Annotated in this window: 10 protein-coding genes; 3 read left to right on the forward strand and 7 right to left on the reverse strand. The window is 69.0% G+C overall.

All coding sequences use genetic code 11. From position 1 onward, the window contains the following. Nucleotides 1-6 precede the first annotated feature (6 nt). The 4 genes from tsaB to mrcB all read right to left on the reverse strand — a co-directional run bounded on the left by tsaB (nt 7) and on the right by mrcB (nt 5,829). Nucleotides 7-714 (reverse strand): tRNA (adenosine(37)-N6)-threonylcarbamoyltransferase complex dimerization subunit type 1 TsaB, encoded by a 708-nt coding sequence (gene tsaB / locus ABE483_RS06045; protein ID WP_346481331.1) that lies wholly within the window; start codon nt 712-714, stop codon nt 7-9. A 5-nt stretch (nt 715-719) separates the two neighbouring features. Further along, a complete protein-coding gene (locus tag ABE483_RS06050) occupies nt 720-2,777 on the reverse strand; it encodes an ATP-dependent DNA helicase (RefSeq protein WP_346481332.1) in 2,058 nt (685 codons plus the stop codon). 70 nt (nt 2,778-2,847) lie between these two features. Further along, the gene (locus ABE483_RS06055) at nt 2,848-3,375 is read right to left on the reverse strand and encodes a hypothetical protein (protein ID WP_123730421.1); all 528 of its coding nucleotides are present in this window, start codon (nt 3,373-3,375) and stop codon (nt 2,848-2,850) included. Between the two features lie 15 nt (nt 3,376-3,390). Continuing rightward, nucleotides 3,391-5,829, reverse strand: a complete 2,439-nt coding sequence (mrcB, locus tag ABE483_RS06060) for a penicillin-binding protein 1B (RefSeq protein ID WP_313219735.1) — start codon at nt 5,827-5,829, stop codon at nt 3,391-3,393. A 96-nt stretch (nt 5,830-5,925) separates the two neighbouring features. Between mrcB and ABE483_RS06065 the strand changes: the two genes are divergently transcribed. Next, nucleotides 5,926-8,025: a glycosyltransferase gene (locus tag ABE483_RS06065; RefSeq protein WP_313210472.1), complete on the forward strand. Its 2,100-nt coding sequence runs from the start codon at nt 5,926-5,928 to the stop codon at nt 8,023-8,025. On the opposite strand, the gene ABE483_RS06070 is transcribed toward ABE483_RS06065, so the two are convergent. Both ABE483_RS06070 and ABE483_RS06075 read right to left on the reverse strand, forming a co-directional pair. Beyond that, nucleotides 8,022-9,584 carry a hypothetical protein gene (locus tag ABE483_RS06070; protein WP_346463259.1) on the reverse strand — a complete coding sequence of 521 codons (1,563 nt, stop codon included), beginning with the start codon at nt 9,582-9,584 and terminating at the stop codon, nt 8,022-8,024. The two genes, ABE483_RS06065 and ABE483_RS06070, sit on opposite strands and share 4 nt — an antisense overlap. Before the next feature lie 29 nt (nt 9,585-9,613). Continuing rightward, on the reverse strand, nt 9,614-11,767 hold the full coding sequence (locus tag ABE483_RS06075; RefSeq protein WP_346463258.1) for a bifunctional (p)ppGpp synthetase/guanosine-3',5'-bis(diphosphate) 3'-pyrophosphohydrolase: 2,154 nt from the start codon (nt 11,765-11,767) through the stop codon (nt 9,614-9,616). Nucleotides 11,768-11,899: 132 nt separating this feature from the next. Between ABE483_RS06075 and ABE483_RS06080 the strand changes: the two genes are divergently transcribed. After that, a complete protein-coding gene (locus ABE483_RS06080; protein ID WP_313210466.1) occupies nt 11,900-12,412 on the forward strand; it encodes a hypothetical protein in 513 nt (170 codons plus the stop codon). Between the two features lie 55 nt (nt 12,413-12,467). Here ABE483_RS06080 and hrpA read toward each other — a convergent pair whose 3' ends face one another. Then, nucleotides 12,468-16,571 carry an ATP-dependent RNA helicase HrpA gene (hrpA, locus tag ABE483_RS06085; protein ID WP_346481333.1) on the reverse strand — a complete coding sequence of 1,368 codons (4,104 nt, stop codon included), beginning with the start codon at nt 16,569-16,571 and terminating at the stop codon, nt 12,468-12,470. Between the two features lie 96 nt (nt 16,572-16,667). Here hrpA and ABE483_RS06090 point away from each other — a divergent pair, with 96 nt between their 5' ends. After that, complete coding sequence (locus ABE483_RS06090) at nt 16,668-17,219, forward strand: Dps family protein (RefSeq protein WP_019185151.1); 552 nt, start codon at nt 16,668-16,670, stop codon at nt 17,217-17,219. Nucleotides 17,220-17,411 lie beyond the last annotated feature (192 nt).

Consider the following 17,411-nt stretch of genomic DNA (forward strand, 5'->3'; position numbering starts at 1 on the left):
TCGGCTCTACCGGGCGGCCTTGGCCGCCCGCGCCGCCTGCTGTTCCACCAGGGTCAGCGCCACGTTGTTGCGCAGATAGGCCGGCTCCACCAGCTCCGGTGCCATGCCCTCGCCGCGCTCGAACGCCGGTACCGCCAGCGCCAGCACATCCGCCGCGCGCGGCAATGCCAGCGCATCCACGCCGGTCATTTGATCGGCCAACCGCGTCGCCAGCACGCCGTCGGCCGCGCCGAAGCCAGTCCCCACGCCGAACCAGCGCGTGCCCTCAGGCAACACCACCTGCCCCGGCGCGCACACGCTCTCCTCGCCCTGCAGCTGCCACTGCCCGTCCACGCGGATGTGGCGTGCGGCATAGACCTCGCCCATGCGTGCGTCGATGCTGGCCAGTACATGATCGGCTTCGGCCGGCGCGCGCAGCGCCAGCGCCTGCAGGGTGGAGACCGCGATCAACGGGCGGTCCAGCGCCAGGGCGATCCCCTGGGCGATGGCGATCGCCAGCCGCACGCCGGTGAACGCGCCCGGCCCCCGCCCCAATGCGATCGCATCCAGCTGCGAACGGGCCACCCCCGCCTCGGCCAGCAGCGCCTCGGCCCAGGGCAGGCTGAGTTCAGCGTGGCGGCGTGGGGCGATCTCGAAGCGCTCAGTGACCTGCCCATCCACGTACAGGGCAACGGAACAGGCTTCGGTGGCGGTTTCAAAGGCGAGCAGCTTCATGGCGGTCAGAACAGGGAAGTGGGGAAGTCATCGGTGGGCGGCAGACGTTGCACGGGCTGCGGTGAAGCAGGCGCGGCGACGGGTGCGGGGTCAGCGAGGGACCATTGTGGCGCAAAGAAGGCCTGTACATCGGTCAGCGAACGGGTACGTCGGAACGGCGGCAGTGAATCCAGGAAAATCCGGCCATAGCTGCGGCTGAGCAGGCGCGGATCGCACAGCACCAGTACACCGCGATCGGTCTCGCTGCGGATCAGGCGGCCCACGCCCTGTTTGAGCGCGATCACGGCCTGCGGCAGCTGCTCATCGCGGAACGGGTTGCCGCCGTCGCGGCGGATCGCATCCAGCCGCGCTTCGAACACCGGGTCATCCGGGGCGGCGAACGGCAGCTTGTCGATCACCACCACGCTCAGTGCATCGCCGACCACGTCCACGCCCTCGCGGAAACTGGCCGAGCCCAGCAGGACGCCGTTGCCCGATTCACGGAAGCGCTGCAGCAGGGTCGCGCGCGGCGCCTCGCCCTGCACGAACAGCGGCCACGGTGCATCGCGCAGGGCCTCGGCCGCTTCGCGCAGTGCGCGGTGCGAAGCGAACAACAGGAACGCACGGCCGTGCGAGGCCTCCAGCACCGGCGTCAGCGCGCGGATCAACGCGGTGCCGAAGCCGCGCGCGGCCGGATCGGGCAGATCGGTCGGCAGATAGCACAGCGCCTGCTGGGCCCAGTCGAAGGGGCTGGGCTGCAGCAGGCTGACCGGATCATCCAGGCCCAGCCGCTGGGAAATATGCTCGAAACCCCCGTCCACGGTCAGCGTCGCCGACGTAAACACCCAGGCCGCCATCGAGCGCTGCCGATGCTCGCGCAGCGGACCGGACACATCCATCGGCGTGCGCTGGCAGCGGAAACCGCGCGGCGTCAGTTCATACCAGAGCACCTCCGCTGGCGGCGGCGCCTCATCCGGGTCGGTATCGAAATCCAGCATCGGCGCATCGTCGCCCAGCCAGCGCGACAACCGCGAGACCGCTTCCATGGCGCGCGCATGGCAGGCGTCCAGGCCGGGCGACGCCTCGCGCACCCCAGCCAGCGCATCACGCAGCTGCACCAGCGTACTCATCGCCGCATCGAAGCCATCGCGCACCTGCGGCACGGTCAGCGCGCGCCACTGGGTGCCGCGCGGCGGCAGGCCATCCATCGCCGCGCGCAGATCGCGCAGGGTCTGCTCCAGCGCGGCCGCGCGCTCCTGCAGGGCCGCCTGCGCACCGGCCACGCTGCGGCTTTCGGCCAGGCAGTCGCGTGCGAGCTCCTGCCACGGGCGCATGCCGAAGCCTTCGCCGAAGAAGTTGGCCGCCAGTTCCGGCAACTGGTGTGCCTCGTCGATCACGAACGCCTGCGCGCCCGGCAGGATCTCGCCGAAGCCTTCCTGCTTGAGCGCCAGATCGGCCAGCAGCAGGTGGTGGTTGACCACCACCACGTCGGCCGCCTGCGCCCGCTGCCGTGCCTGCACGACGAAGCAGTCATCCCAGAAGGGGCATTCGGTGCCCAGGCAGTTATCGATGGTGGAGGTCACCATCGGGTACAGCGGCGAATCCTCCGGCAAGGCCTCCAGCTCGGCCATGTCGCCGTACTTCGTGCGTCCGGCCCAGGCCAGGATGCGCTGGAACTGCGCGACCTGCTCAGGGGAACTGAAACGGGGTTCGCCCCGGGCCTGCTGCAGCCGATAGCGGCACAGATAATTGGCGCGCCCCTTCAGCAGCGCACTGCTGTGGCCCACACCGAGCGCGGCCCGCACGCGCGGCAGATCGCGGTGATACAGCTGATCCTGCAGCGCGCGGGTACCGGTGGAGATGATGGTCTTCAGCCCGGACAGCAGCGCGGGCACCAGGTACGCATAGGTCTTGCCGGTGCCGGTGCCGGCCTCGGCCAGCAGCACGTCGCGCTGGTCGAACGCTTCGGCGATCGCCGCGGTCAGGCGCAGCTGGGCCGGGCGCGGAACGAAGGCATCGAGCTGGCTGGCGAGCGCACCGCCCTCACTGAGGGCATCGCGGCTGGCGTGGGCAAGTTGGGACATGACGCCATGATAAAGGGTGCCGACCGATGCCCGGCGCTACGCCGTCACGCATCCGACTGCATCGCCCACATCAGTAACGCATGATCCCCGGCACCGTGCAGCCGTCCAGCTGTGCATGCGCCGAGGCCGCGTTTTCTTTTTCACCGCGGGCCAGACGCGCCTGCTCGATCGTCGCCCAATGGCGACGGCACAGCGGGCCGGTCTTGGAACCGAGTTCAACCGACTTGCGGGCGAAGGTTTCCGCTGCTGCCCAGTCGCCCTGCAACAGGGCGATCTCGGCCCGGTCCTGCAGCACCGACGGGTCCGAGGCCATGATCGCCAGCGCCTGATCCAGCGCCGCCGCAGCGCCGGTCAGGTCGTTGGCCTGGCGACGGGCATGCGCGGCCTGGCGCAGGTCTTCCACCTCGCTGTCGCGCAGCGGCTGCACGGCCAGCTCTTTGTCGTCATTGCCCGCAGCGGCATCCACGGCGGCCAGGCGCTGGGCCGGCGTGGTGGTGTCGACCGGCGCCTTCACCACCGGCGGCGGAGTGACGCAGGCCGCCAGCGCGAGGCACAGCGTGGCAAGCGACGCGGAACGGATCAGGAAACGGGTGGTCATGCAGGCAGGCCTCGATCAGGGTTGACGCGCGGGGGTGGCGGCCGGTGCATTCTGCGCCGGTTCGGGGGCGGGCTCCGGCTTTTTCTCCAGGCCGAACCAGCTGCGCCAGCCACCGCCTTCACTCTGTTCGCCGCCCTCGCCTTCCGGCAAGGCGCTCGGCGCGGTGCACGGTACATAGGCCGGGGTGTAGCCGACCACGAACGGGAAGCGACGCGCGCCCGGGCAGGCTTCATCGGTGGTGGCCGTGCCGCTGGCCTCCACGTACTGCCAGTCCAGGCCCTTGTTGCTGACCTTCAGCGGCGAACTGGGCAGGCGCTGGAAAATGCCCGACCAGACCCGCATCGACCCGGTCGCGCCATACAGCCCGGCCTGTTCGTTCTGGTCATTGCCCATCCAGATCACGGCCAGATGGTCACCGGTGTAGCCGGCGTACCAGCTGTCGCGGCCGTCGTTGGTGGTGCCGGTCTTGCCCGCCGGCTGCAGGCGGCCCAGGCCATCGGCGTTGAGGCGCTGCGCGGTACCGCTGGCCACGACCTGCTGCAGACCGATGCTGATCAGGTTGGCGGCAATCGAGTCACCTTCCTGCGCCGGCGCCGGGGTCTTGTCGTAGCGCTTCATCAACTTGCCCTGCGGATCGAGCACGCCACGCACCGCGTGCAGCGGCTGGATCTCGCCCCCGGAGGCCAGGAACTGATACAGCTGGGCCATCGCATACGGGCTTTGATCCGTGGAGCCCAGGATCACCGCGGGATTGGGCTCGGCCTTGATGCCGGCCAGGACGTGGATCAACTGCGTGACCCGCTCCGGGCCGACCTGCATGCCTACCCGAACCGTGGCCTGGTTGTAGGAATGGGCCAGCGCATCGATCAGGCGGACCGTGCCGTGGCTGCGGTTGTCCGCGTTGCCGGGCGACCACTGCTTGCCTCGGCTGAGCTGCACCGTCACCGGCGAATCATCGACCCAGCTGGACAGCGAGTAGCGGTCCGGCTGCGCCAGCGCCAGCAGATACACGAACGGCTTGAGCAGCGAGCCGACCGGGCGCTGCGCCTCGATGGCCCGGTTGAAGCCCGGTTCGGACACGTCACGGCTGCCGACCACGGCCAGCACATCACCGTTGTGCACGTCGGTCAGCACCAGGCCAGCCTGCAACGCGGGACGGCGCTTGCTTTCCAGTGATTTGATCGTCTTGGTGACCGCACCTTCGGCATAGGCCTGCGCCGAGGGCGCCATGCCGGTCATCACGCTCAGGCCGGCGCCCTGCAGCACCGACTCGGGGTAATCGTGGCCGAGCTGGCGACGGACCAGATCGACATAGGCCGGGAAACGGTTGGCCGCGATCAGGCCCGGGGTCTTGGGTACGCCCAGCGGCGCATCGACCGCACGCTTGTACTCCGCATCGTCGATCAGGTTGGCGTCGCGCAGCTTGCCCAGCACGAAGTTGCGGCGATCCAGCGCGCGCTCGGGATTGCGGCGCGGATCGTAATAGGACGGGCCCTTGACCAGGCCGATCAGCAGCGCGACGTGCTCGGTGTTGAGCGAGGCCAGATCACGCCCGAACCAGAACTCCGCGCCCGAGGACATGCCGTGGATCGCCTGGCTGCCGCGCTGGCCCAGATAGACCTGGTTGAGGTAGGCCTCCAGGATGGTGCGCTTGTCGTAGCGCGCTTCCATGATCAGCGCGTACAGCACCTCATTGAACTTGCGGGTGACGGTCTGCTCTTTGCCGATCCCGAGCAGGCCGCTTCGGGCCAGCTGCTGGGTCAGTGTCGAGGCGCCCTGGCGGCTCTGGCCACCAGAACGCACGGTCACCCAGATCGCACGGGCGATGCCGCTCAGGTCGATGCCGTGGTGCCGGTTGAAGTCCTTGTCCTCCACCGCCTGCAGGCCGGTGACCAGCAGCTCGGGGGTCTCTTCGATCCGTACCAGCCGGCGCTCTTCCTGCTTCTGGCCATACAGCGTGGCGATACGGGCCGGATCCAGGCGCGCGGCCTTCAGCGCCTTGCGGGTGTCGGGGTCACGCAGCGAAGCGATCGACCCGCCGGACAGGCTCAGCTCGACGCGGCGCGGGGCGACCCGGCCATCGACGTCGTTGTAGCCACGGCTGGAGATGACGAAACGCCCCCCCTCCTGCGTGTACGTGGCCGGTGATTTGCCGATCCCGTCATCGCGGTAGGCCGAGGCCGCCAGCTCGGTCTTGAGCGTGGCCGCATCCATCGCCACGCCGGGCGCCAGCGGCAACGGCCGCGCATAGACGCGCGTGGGAATCTGCCAGCGCAGCTCACCGAAGCGCTGGGTGACCTGTTGATTCAGGTACACCGTATAGGGGATCAGGAAGCCCAGCCCCAGCGCGACAGCCGCCATGCTCCAGGTGATCAACCGGCGCCGCCACAGCGGGGCGCGGCTTTCGGTGTCGTCGAACTCGTCGATGTCGTCGGAATCGTAGCGTCGGGGCACGGGGATGCGAGAATATGGATTCCGGCGAGTCTAACGCAGCCACTGCGAGCGGCGCGTTCTCCCGGGTTCCCCCGCTTAAGCTGGAGTTGCAACGGGATGTCGATGTCCTTGGCCGATGCTCGCTATTTCCTGAACCGCATGCTCGGCCTGTTCCGTCGCAGTCTGGCCAGTCTGCGCACCCGGGGCTGGCGCGCTACCTGGCAGCGCATCCGGGTCCACACCCAGGCCGTGCCGGCGCCCCGCGGGGCGCCCCTGTACCTGCCGGAGGCCACAGCGTTCGCGCCGTTCACCGTCCCCGCCAGCGAGCGCCCGGTGGTCAGCATCATCATTCCGGTCTACAACCACGCTGCGCACACCTTGGCCTGCCTGCGGGCACTGGCCGCGCATCCGCCGCAGGTCGCCTGCGAGATCCTGGTGGTGGACGACGGCAGCAGCGACGAGACGATCACCTGGATGCCGCAGATCCGCGGCCTGCGCCATGAAGTGCGCGCGAGCAACGGCGGCTTCATCGAGGCCTGCAACGATGGCGTCGCGCGTTCGCGTGGCCAGTACGTGGTGCTGCTCAACAATGACACGGTGCCGCAGCCGGGCTGGCTGGATGCCCTGCTCGCCACCTTCGCCCGGGTGCCGCGCGCCGGCCTGGTCGGTTCACAGCTGCTCTACCCCGACGGCCGCCTGCAGGAGTCGGGCGGGGTGATCTTCCAGGATGGCAGCGGCTGGAGCTACGGCCGGTTCGAATCGCCCGAAGATCCGCGCTACAGCGCGCTGCGCGATGCCGACTACTGCTCCGGCGCCGCGCTGATGATCCCGCGCGCCCTGTGGGAAGAGATCGGGGGTTTCGACCTGCGCTACAAGCCGGCGTATTACGAAGACACCGACCTGGCCTTCGCCGTGCGCGCCAGCGGCCACCGCGTACTGGTGCAACCGGCCAGCCGCGTGGTGCATGACGAGGGCACCAGCAACGGCACCGATACCGGCAGCGGGATCAAGGCCTACCAGGTCCGCAACCGCGGCGTGTTCGCGGCGAAGTGGGCTGGCGCACTGCAGGCGCAGCCCGCCGTCGGCAGCGTTCCCTCGCCAGCCCTGCTGCACCGTGCCCAGCGCCAGGTCCTGATCCTGGATGAAGAAGTGCCGCAGCCGGACCGCGACTCGGCCTCGCTACGCCAGTACAACCTGATCCGCATGCTGCTCGAAGCCGGGGTCCACGTGGTGTTCGTGCCGACCCGGCGCGAGCACGGCGGCACCGCCACCGAGGCGCTGCAGGCGCTTGGCGTGGAGGTCTGGTACGCCCCCTACCTGGACGGTGTGGCGCCGTGGCTGCGCGCCAACGGCGCCCGCTTCGATGTGGTGATGATGGTCCGCTACCACGTCGCCCACGAGTGCCTGCCGCTGCTGCGCAGCTGTGCGCCCCAGGCCCGCACCGTCTTCGATACCGTCGACCTGCACTACCTGCGCGAACGCCGGGGTGCGGAGATCGCCGGGGATGCCGGGCTGCTGCGCAATGCCGAGCGCACCCGCGCACGCGAGCTGGCGGTGATGGAAGAGGTTGATGTGACCGTGCTGGTCAGCGCTGCCGAGCGCGAGCAGCTGCGCGTCGATGCCCCGGGCGCGACCGTGGAACTGATTTCCAATCTGCACGAGGTTGCTGGCGCCGGCCCTGACTGGGCCGAGCGGCGCGATCTGGTGTTCGTCGGCGGCTTCCGTCATCCGCCGAACCTGGATGCCATGCAGTGGTTCATCGGTGACGTCTTCGCGCGCATCCGTGCACAGCTGCCCGACATCCGTTTCCACTGCATCGGCGCGGCCGTGCCCGACACCCTGCGCGCGCTGGCCGCGACCCAGCCGGGCGTGGAGATCCACGGGTTCGTGCCGGACGTGGTGCCCTACATGGATGGCATCCGCATCGCCGTCGCGCCGCTGCGATTCGGTGCCGGCGTGAAGGGCAAGGTGAATCTCAGCATGGCGCATGGGCAGCCGGTGGTCGCCACGACCTGTGGCGTGGAAGGCATGCACCTGCGCGATGGCGAGGATGTGCTGGTGGCCGATGATGCCGAGGCATTCGCGCAGGCCGTGGTGCGGCTGTACCAGGACGAGGCCCTGTGGCGCCGGCTCTCGACTGCCGGGCTGCAGAACATCGTGGATCATTTCTCGCTGGATGCGGCCCGCGCCACCGTGCAGCGGGTGTTCCTGGATTAAGTGCCCGAGCCACCGCCGGCGCTGCGCAGGCGCTCGGCGAAGGCCGGTAATTCCGGCAGGTCCGGTTGCCAGCGCCGCGCCTGCTCGAGCGCCTGCTGCGCGTAAGCGATGTCGCCCGAGCCCAGGCGCTCGCTGCCGATGGCCAGCCAGCGCTGCGCCAGCCGCCGTCGCGCGGCGGCCTGGGCGGCATCATTGGTCGACAACGTCTGCCAGGCGTCCAGACACGCCCCCGCCGCCAACACGCGGTTCTCGCGCAGGCGATCTTCGAAGCACTGCCGGCTTGCGGGCAGCAGGCGCTGCGCGGCGGCTCGCACCCGCGGGTCCTGCGGCGCGACGCCCTGGGCCTCGCGCAGGGCGTCGTAAGCACTGCGTCCGGGCGGGTCCAGGAAGTTGCCACGGCCCTCTGCCTCCTCCAGGCGCGTGAGCAGACGGCGCAGTGTGCGTTCGCGCTGCGCCCTCGGCACCGCCGGGGTCTTCAATGCCGCCTGGGAGCGTTGCGCCTGCTCGATCACATGGCGGGCCGCCTCCAGCGAACGCGTGGACGCGCCCAGCGATTGGGCCACCTGAAGCGCCCGGGCTGCGTCGTCGAAGCGGAAGTTGCCGGCCAGCCGCGTCGCACGCGTGAGCTGCGCATCGGCGACCTGCAGCTGGCCACGGCGCGCGGCAGGATCGTCGGGCAGCGCCGAAAGCACCGCTGCGAATGCATCGGCCGCAACCTCCAGCTTCTGCCGGCGCAGCGCGATCTCGCCCTCGCGCTGGCGTCGCTCCAGCGCGTTGTTCAGCGCCTCCTGGGTGGCCGGCAGATCGACATGCCCGGCATCGAAACCACGCGCGCTGCGCACCAGCGCCGCCGCCCTGGCCACGTCGCCGCGTCCGGCCGCCGTGCGCGCCTGCTGGAGGAGATCGGACAGCGCATCCTCGCGCCCCTCCAGTGCGCGCACCTGATTGGGGGACAGCGCCAGCACCTGCTGGAACAGCGGCAGCGCGCTGTCGGGGCTGCCCTCGAGCCGCTGCGCCTGCAGGGCCGCTTCGGCGCGCCCAAGCAACGCCCCGATGCCCGCGCGTGCCTGGTCGTGTGCGTGCAGCTGCTGCGCCACCGCATCGGCATCGCGCTGCGGCACCTGCAGTTCGCGGGCCAGCGCAAGCGCGGCGGTCGCCGCCGGTGCATCGCCCCGGTCCAGCGCATCCCGCGCCTGCTGCAGGGCAGCCTGGCCGGTGCGTGCCAGACCGCTGCGCGCCTGCAAGCGGTCGGTGTCCAGCGCCAGCGCGGCCTGGAAGGATTCACGTGCGCCACTGCCATCTGCCGCACTCAACCGGCCCGCGGCCAGCGCGCGATCGCCCTGGTCGAGCAGCTGCTCGATCTGCGGCTCGTTCCAGAACCAGTTGGCCAGCGGCCGGCGCAACAGGGCCAGGCTGACGAACAGCAGCACGGCCACCAGCAGGGCCCAGCGCCAGATGCGCCGGGCATGGCGCGCCTGCAACCACCACCAGCGGCCTTCGCGGCGCACCCGTCGCAGTGCTTCGTGGGCGGCGTCATGCCTGTCATCGTCCCGGCTCATGGCGCGAGCCTAGCGTGGGGCACGTGAGCTCAGCCTAGACGCCGGGCTTCGCTGACGCCGGGCAGTGCATCCAGCTTGCCCAGCAGGGTCGAAAGCTGGCCGTAGTCACTGACCTTCAGGCGCAGGCGCAGATGCGCACGGCCACTGTTGCGGACGTTGTCGCTGTGGATGTCCAGCACATAGGCATCCTCCTGCGCGATCAGGTTGGTGATGTCCTTGAGCAGCCAGCGCCGGTCGACTGCGTCGACCACCACGTCCACTTCATAGCCACCGCCGGCCTGGCCCCACTCCACCGGAAGAATCCGCTGCGGGCTGGCCGCGGCCAGCCGTGCCAGCGCGGCACAGTCGGTGCGGTGCACGGTGACGCCGCGCGCACGCGTCAGATACCCGACGATCGGCTCGCCGGCCACCGGCTGGCAGCAACGCGCCAGCTGCACCAGCAGGTTGCCCACGCCCTGTACGGTGAAATCGGCACTGCGCACACTCTCGCGCCGCGCGGTCGGGCGCGGCAGTACCGGCGCCGCCGGCTGGCTGGCGGCACGTTCGGCTTCCAGCAGCGTGCGGCTGACCTGGTTCGGCCCGGTATCGCCCAGCGCCACCTGGATGTAGAGATCGTCGACGCTGTCGGCGTGGAACTTCTTCACCGCGATGGCCAGATCGGCGTGCTGCAGGCCGAGGCGCTTGAGTTCGCGCTCGAGCAGCTCGCGGCCGGCCTGCACGTTGCGCGCGCGGTCCAACTTGTGGAACCACCCGCGCACCTTTTCACGCGAACGGTTGCTGGCCAGGAACCCGCTGGAGGCCAGCAGCCAGTCGCGCCGGGGATCGGCCTCCTTGCCGGTCAGGATCTCGACGCGGTCGCCGCTGCGCAGGCGGTAGGTCAGCGGCACGATGCGGCCGTTGACCTTCGCCCCCCGGCAGCGATGCCCGACCATGGTGTGCACGTGGTAAGCAAAATCCAACGGCGTGGCGCCCTGGGGCAGGTCCATCACCTCGTCCTTGGGACTGAGCGCGTAGACCCGGTCTTCGGTCAGCTCGGCATCCAGCGCACCGGCCAGTTCGCCTGCATGCCCGTCCTGGGATTGCTCCAGCAGCTGCCGCATCCAGGTGATCTTGCGGTCGAACGCCTTTTCCGCGCCCTTGCTGCCTTCCTTGTAGCGCCAATGCGCGGCCACGCCGAGCTCGGCCTGGGCGTGCATGTCGTGGGTGCGGATCTGCACTTCGATGGTGCGCCCTTCCGGGCCGACCACGGCGGTATGCAGCGAACGGTAATCGTTGGCTTTCGGGCGCGCGATGTAATCGTCGAATTCGCTCGGCACCGGCGCCCACAGTGCATGCACCACGCCCAGCGCTGCGTAGCAGGCGGCCACGTCGTCCACCATCACGCGCACGGCGCGGATGTCGTACAGCTGCTCGAAGGCCAGCCGCTTCTTCTGCATCTTCCGCCAGATGCTGTAGATGTGCTTCGGGCGGCCGCTGACCTCGGCGCGGATGCCCTGCGCCAGCAGCTCGCGCGACAGCGCCTTTTTGACGCCCTCGACATAGCGCTCGCGCGCCAAGCGCGTTTCATCCACCTCGCGCGCGATGCGGCGGTAGGTTTCCGGTTCCAGATGGCGGAACGCCAGATCCTCCAGCTCCCACTTCAACTGCCAGATGCCGAGCCGGTTGGCCAGCGGCGCATGGATGTCGCGGGTGAGCTGGGCCAGCGCGCGGCGCTCTTCTTCGGGCAAGCGATCGGCACCGCGCATGCGGGCCAGCTGGCGGGCGAGCAGGATCGGCACCACGCGCAGATCGCGGATGATCGAAAGCAGCAGGCGACGCAGGCCTTCGCTGTTGCGCCCGGCCTCGCGCCCGGCGTGCAGCGCCCAGACCTGGTCGGCGGCGTCCAGGCCGTCCAGCAGGCCGACGACCACCGGCTTGAGCGCACCGATCGGCAGCGTGTCCAGACCGGCACGCAACCACGGCAGATCGAACAGCAACGTGGCCAGCAAGGCAGACTCGTCGGCCGAGAGCAATGACAGCGCATCCAGCGTGTCAGCCAGCACCGGCCAGCCCGCGCGCCGTTCCAGATCGGCCTCGGGTTGCTGCCAGCGCTGCAGCAATGCCTCGCGCAGCTCAGCCGGCAGCGAAGCCACCGAGGGTCGGTTCAACAAGCCATCCAGGCCAGGGGAGGAAGCGCGGTTCACAGCATCGTACAGACAAGACAGAGGCCACCTACACTAGCGCCGCAGCGCCCCCCCGACAATCGCCATCACCAGCATGTGCACATGCCGGGGCGCTGGCACTACACTGCGGCCATTCCTAGGAGAGACCCTGCCATGCGCTTTTCCCGTCTGCGGTTGTTGGCCTGCGCGGCCGTCATGATGAGCCTCTCGCTCCCGGCGCTGGCCCAGCGCGTGGTCGAAGGCGATCTGCAGCAGCAGATGTCGCCGGCCGAGTTCAAGGCGGCCGGGCTGGAGAAGCTCACGCCGCAGGAACTGGCCGAGCTCAACAACTGGCTGCAGGGCAAGGTGGCCGCGCTGGCGGCCGATGCCCGCGAGCAGGCCCGCGAAGAGGGTCGTCAGGAAGTCATCGTGAAAAACCACGGCTTCTTCGACTTCGGCACCAAGGAGCCGATCAAAAGCGTCTTGACCGGAGAATTCCGCGGCTTTGGCAAGGGCCAGCGTTACGCGCTCGCCAACGCCCAGGAATGGGAGCAGGTCGACGATGTCCAAGTCGGTGGTGTCCGCCGCCAGTCGCCTGAGGTCAGCATCGCTCCCGGCGTCGGCGGGGTGTGGTACATGCAGATCCAGGGCGTCAACACCCGCGCCAAGGTCCGCCGCGTCAAATAATCCGCTTCAGGCAACCCCAGTGCCCCGTGCCGACCTGGCACGGGGCACTGCCGGATCAAGGCTTCTGCAGCGCGGCCACGCGCTGGGCCAGCTTCTTGGCTGAAATCCCGGTCTTCGCGCCCAGCTCCTGGGCAAACAGCGAGACGCGCAACTCTTCCAGATCCCAGCGCAGGTCCTGCCACTGCGGCCGCTCCCGCAACCCGCGGGCCTCGGCCTGTGCCAACGCATCCACGAATGGCCGCAGCTCCAGCATCCGCGCCTGGTCGCGCGGCGGATCGCGCTTGGCACGCTCAGTGCGAAGGATCATTGCGCGCAGGTAGCGCGGCAGTTGCGCCAGGGCATCGGCCGGGGTCTCGCGCAGGAAGCCAGGATGGACCAACGCGGCCAGCTGCTGCTCCATGTCATCCAGATTGCCGCGTGCCCAGCCCATCAGCGGCGCTTCCAGCTGTGGTTTGAGCTCGGCCACATGGGCCAGGATGTTCTCGGCCAGCTTCAGGCGGGCCATCGCCTCTGCGAACAACGCCTTGCCCGCCTCCGCGCTGCGCTTGGCGAACGCGGCCGGGTCGCGGATATCACCCAGGCCATCGGCAAGCACCGCGTTCATCGCGGCATCGACCAGGTCGCCACGCAGGCGTTCCTGCGATTCGATCGCGGCATACAACAACCCGGTCTTGGGCGGCACCGGCAGCTGCTTGCGCGCCTGCTTGGCCTTGTCGGCCAGCGCAATCTCCAGCAATCGACGCACGCCGAGCGGATGCTGCTCCAGCGCCTCGTTGCGATCGGCGAAAATCTTCAACGCGGCGGTCTCGCCCTGGTCGACCAGCGCCGGATAGGCCGGCACGCCGGCTTCGCCAGGCACCTGCAGCGGGATCGGGCTGGCCGGGAAATCGCGCAACCCTTCGGCTGCCAGCGCACGCCCGGCGCGTGCGGCAAAGGCATCCCCGGCTTTGTCACCGAAGCGGGCGCGCAGTGCATCCAGATCGCGCGAGGTCGCCAGCACCTTGCCATCGGCATCGCGCAGCCGCAGGTTCATGCGCAGATGGGCGTCCAGCGCTGCGTCATCGAAATCGGTCGCGGCCAGCTTGGCACCGGTCGCACGCGACAGGAACCGTGCCAGCTCGCCACGGATGTCATCGGCGGTCGGCTCGGCAAACGCTTCGGCGAACGCGCGCCCGAAGTCCGGTGCCGGCACATAGTTGCGGCGCATCGCCTTGGGCAGGCTGCGGATCAGGGCCGCAGCCTTGTCGGCCACGAAGCCGGGCGCCAGCCACGACAACCGCGCCGGATCGAGCGCGTTGAGCAGGTGCAGCGGCACCTCCAACGTGACGCCATCTTCGTCGGCACCCGGCTCGAAGGTGTAATGCAGCGGCAGCCGTGCATCACCCAGCGGCAGATACGCGGGATACCGTTCGGCGTCGCTGCCCTCGCCCGGCAGCAGATCGGCCAGTGACCACGACAGCGCGCGGCGTTTCTCCGGCGCCAGCGCCTTCCACCAGGTATCCAGGCCCATCGCCGAATGGATCTCGGCCGGAATCCGGTCCAGGTACCAGCGCGCCTGCCAGCCTTCATCGGCGACGATGCCGGCACGGCGCAGCTTGGCCTCCTCTTCGCGCGCCTGCTCCAGCACCTTGAGGTTGTCGGCGACGAAGCCGGCACGGGTGTTGATTTCGCCGGTCACCAGGGCCTGCCGCACGAAGATGTCGTGCGCCTCGCCCGGCGCGATGCGGCCGTAGTGCACCGGCTTCTTCGGGGCCAGCACCAGTCCGAACAGACTGATCTGCTCGGAGGCCAGCACCTGGCCCTGCGCGCGCGACCAATGCGGATCGAAGTGCTTGCGCAGCAGCAGGTGCGGCAGCTCGTTGATGACCCAGTCCGGCTCGATCGCCGCGTTGGTCAGGCCCCAGATTTTCTGGGTATCCAGCAAGGTCGCGGTGAGCAGCCACGGCGGCGGCCGCTTGGCCAGGGTCGAGCCCGGGAACGGCAGGAAGCGGCGCTGGCGCGGCGCCACGAAATCGCCCTTGTCGCTGCGGTGGCCGATCTGCGTGGGCAGGCCGGCGATCAAGGCACGGTGCAGGGTCTGGTAGGCGGCTGCGCGCACTTTGTCGCTGAAGGCGTTGCGCGCCTCGGCATCGGCGCCCTTGACCGATGCCGGCGTGTTCTGGGCAGGCGCCGGCTCGGATTTCCCTTCGCGGGCCAGGCGTGCGGCACGGTGCTGCTGGCCGCGCGTCGCCTTGATCTTCGCCTCGTCATCGCGCGCCGGTGCAGGCGCGGACGAACCGGCCAGCAACGGTGCCAGGGAGCTCTCGGCCGCTTCTTCCGTCCAGCCCAGCTCCTCGCACAGCACGCGCAGCTGGCGATGCAGTTCGCGCCACTCGCGCATGCGCAGGAAGCCGAGGAAATGCCGCCCGCACCAGTCGCGCAGCTTGGACTGGGTCAGGTCTTCGTGAGCCTGGCGGTAGCCGTCCCACAGGCGCAGCACGCCGACGAACTCCGAGCGGCCATCGGCGAACAGCGCATGCGCGTTGTCGGCCGCGGCGCGCGCTTCCGGCGGGCGCTCGCGCGGGTCCTGGATGCCCAGGAACGAGGCGATCACCAGCATCGGCCGCAGGCAGCCCTGGGCCTGCGCGGCGACCAGCATGCGGGCCAGTTTCACGTCCACCGGCAGGCGCGCCATCTGGCGCCCGATCGGGGTCAGGCGGCGCTCGGCATCGACCGCACCCAGCTCACCCAGCTGCTGCCAGCCATCGGCGATGGCGCGCTCATCCGGTGCCTCCAGGAACGGGAAATCCTCGATCTTTCCCAGGCCCAGCTGCAGCATCCGCAGGATCACCCCGGACAGGCTGGAGCGGCGGATTTCCGGATCGGTGAACTCGGGGCGCGACTGGAAATCCGCTTCGGAATACAACCGGTAGCAGATGCCTTCGGACACGCGGCCACAGCGGCCCTTGCGCTGGTTGGCGCTGGCCTGGGAGACCGCTTCGATGTGCAGCCGGTCCAGCTTCTGGCGCGGGCTGTAACGCTTGATGCGGGCGAAACCCGGGTCGATCACATAGCGGATGCGCGGCACCGTCAGCGATGTTTCGGCGACGTTGGTGGCCAGCACGATGCGCCGGTTGGCGCCGGGGTTGAACACCAGGTCCTGATCCTTGACCGACAGCCGCGCATAGAGCGGCAGCACGTCGGTGCCACGGTACTTGCGTCGTTCCAGGGACTGGTGCGCATCGCGGATTTCGCGCTCGCCCGGGAAGAACAGCAGGATGTCGCCACGCGGGTCGATCCGGGTGATTTCATCCACCGCCGCGACCACCGCATCATTGACGGTGCGCTCGCCATCGCGCCCACCGTCAGCCTCGCCGCCGCCCTCACCTTCCAGCGGCCGGTAACGCACCTCCACCGGGAACGTGCGGCCTTCCACGCTGATCACCGGGGCATCGTCGAAATGCTGGGCGAAGCGCGAGGTATCGATGGTCGCCGAGGTGACGATCAGTTTCAGATCGGGCCGCTTCTTCAGCAGCTGCTTCAGATAGCCCAGCAGGAAATCGATGTTGAGGCTGCGTTCGTGCGCCTCGTCGACGATGATCGTGTCGTAGTTGGACAGCCAGCGGTCACTGCTGATCTCGGCCAGCAGGATGCCGTCGGTCATGAATTTGATGCGGGTATCGTCACCGACGCGATCGGTGAAGCGCACCTGGTAGCCCACCGTGGTGCCCAGCTCGGACTGCAGTTCCTGCGCAACGCGGGTCGCCACTGCACGCGCGGCGATCCGTCGCGGCTGCGTGCAGCCGATCATGCCGGCGGTGCCACGGCCGGCGGCCAGGCACAGCTTGGGCAGCTGGGTGGTCTTGCCCGAGCCGGTTTCACCGGCGATCACCACGACCTGGTGGTCGCGGATCAGCGCGGTGATGGCCTCGGCTTCACGCGCAATCGGCAGTTGCTCGTCCAGAGTGATGGTCGGCTGATTCAGCGCACGCGCTTCACGGCGCTGCACGGACGCCTGCAAGGCCTGCTCGAACGCCGCCGCCAGCCCCGTATCCGCCGGTTTGGCCCGCCAACGCGAGAGCATCCCCAGCAAACGACCGCGGTCGCGGCTCATGGCCCCGTTGATGGCGGCCTGCTGCTGGGCCAGGCGTGCTGCATGTGGTTTTTCGATAGCGCTCATCAATCGATTCGTTTAGAACTTTTGTTTACTACTGAAAGGGTAGTCTGATCTATTGTGAAGGCCATCCGATTCATCCCATCCATAAGGAGTTCTCCCATGGCGAAGACGACCAAGACCCCGGCAAAGCCCAAGACTGCCAAGCAGAAGCTCGGCGCGGCGGCCCCGTCGGCCCCGAACATCGATATCGGGATCAAGGAGGGCGATCGCAAGAAGATCGCCGATGGACTGTCGGCCTTCCAGGCTGATGCGTTCACGCTCTACCTGAAGACCCACAACTTCCATTGGAACGTGACCGGGTCGATGTTCAACTCGCTGCACACCATGTTCGAGACCCAGTACACCGAACAGTGGGCGGCCCTGGATGACGTGGCCGAACGCATCCGTGCACTGGGCTTCAATGCCCCGGGCTCGTACCGCGAGTTCGCGGCCCTGACCTCGATCGCCGAGGAGCCGGGCCTGACCGACAGCGCGGACTGGCGTGAAATGGTACGCCAGTTGGTCACCGCCAACGAGGCGGTGTGCCGTACGGCGCGCAAAGTGCTGGACGTGGCAGACGATGCGGACGACGCACCGACCGAGGATCTGATGACCCAGCGTCTGCAGACCCACGAAAAGTACGCCTGGATGCTGCGTTCGCTGCTGCAGTAAGGATTTGTTTTTTGGCGGGCTTGGCTGACTGACGGCAAAGGCAGAGGCAGAGGCAACGGCTTTGGCTGACGGGCATCTCCGTGTTGGCGAGCGGGGGCCAGGCCCTGCCGGGACGCGCCGTAAACCCATCCTTGGGGGCTCGTGGGCGCCATCCTTGGCGCCCTGACGGTCCCGTCAGGGCCTGGCCCCCAC

The sequence above is a fragment of the Stenotrophomonas sp. TWI602 genome, assembly GCF_039674045.1.
Taxonomy (GTDB): domain Bacteria; phylum Pseudomonadota; class Gammaproteobacteria; order Xanthomonadales; family Xanthomonadaceae; genus Stenotrophomonas.

Coding starts and splice junctions, on each gene's coding strand:
- ABE483_RS06065 (WP_313210472.1), top strand. CDS start 5,926: ATGTCGATGTCCTTGGCCGATGCTCGCTATTTCCTGAACCGCATGCTC.
- ABE483_RS06055 (WP_123730421.1), bottom strand. CDS start 3,375: ATGACCACCCGTTTCCTGATCCGTTCCGCGTCGCTTGCCACGCTGTGC.
- ABE483_RS06090 (WP_019185151.1), top strand. CDS start 16,668: ATGGCGAAGACGACCAAGACCCCGGCAAAGCCCAAGACTGCCAAGCAG.
- ABE483_RS06080 (WP_313210466.1), top strand. CDS start 11,900: ATGCGCTTTTCCCGTCTGCGGTTGTTGGCCTGCGCGGCCGTCATGATG.
- tsaB (WP_346481331.1), bottom strand. CDS start 714: ATGAAGCTGCTCGCCTTTGAAACCGCCACCGAAGCCTGTTCCGTTGCC.
- ABE483_RS06070 (WP_346463259.1), bottom strand. CDS start 9,584: ATGAGCCGGGACGATGACAGGCATGACGCCGCCCACGAAGCACTGCGA.
- ABE483_RS06050 (WP_346481332.1), bottom strand. CDS start 2,777: ATGTCCCAACTTGCCCACGCCAGCCGCGATGCCCTCAGTGAGGGCGGT.
- hrpA (WP_346481333.1), bottom strand. CDS start 16,571: ATGAGCGCTATCGAAAAACCACATGCAGCACGCCTGGCCCAGCAGCAG.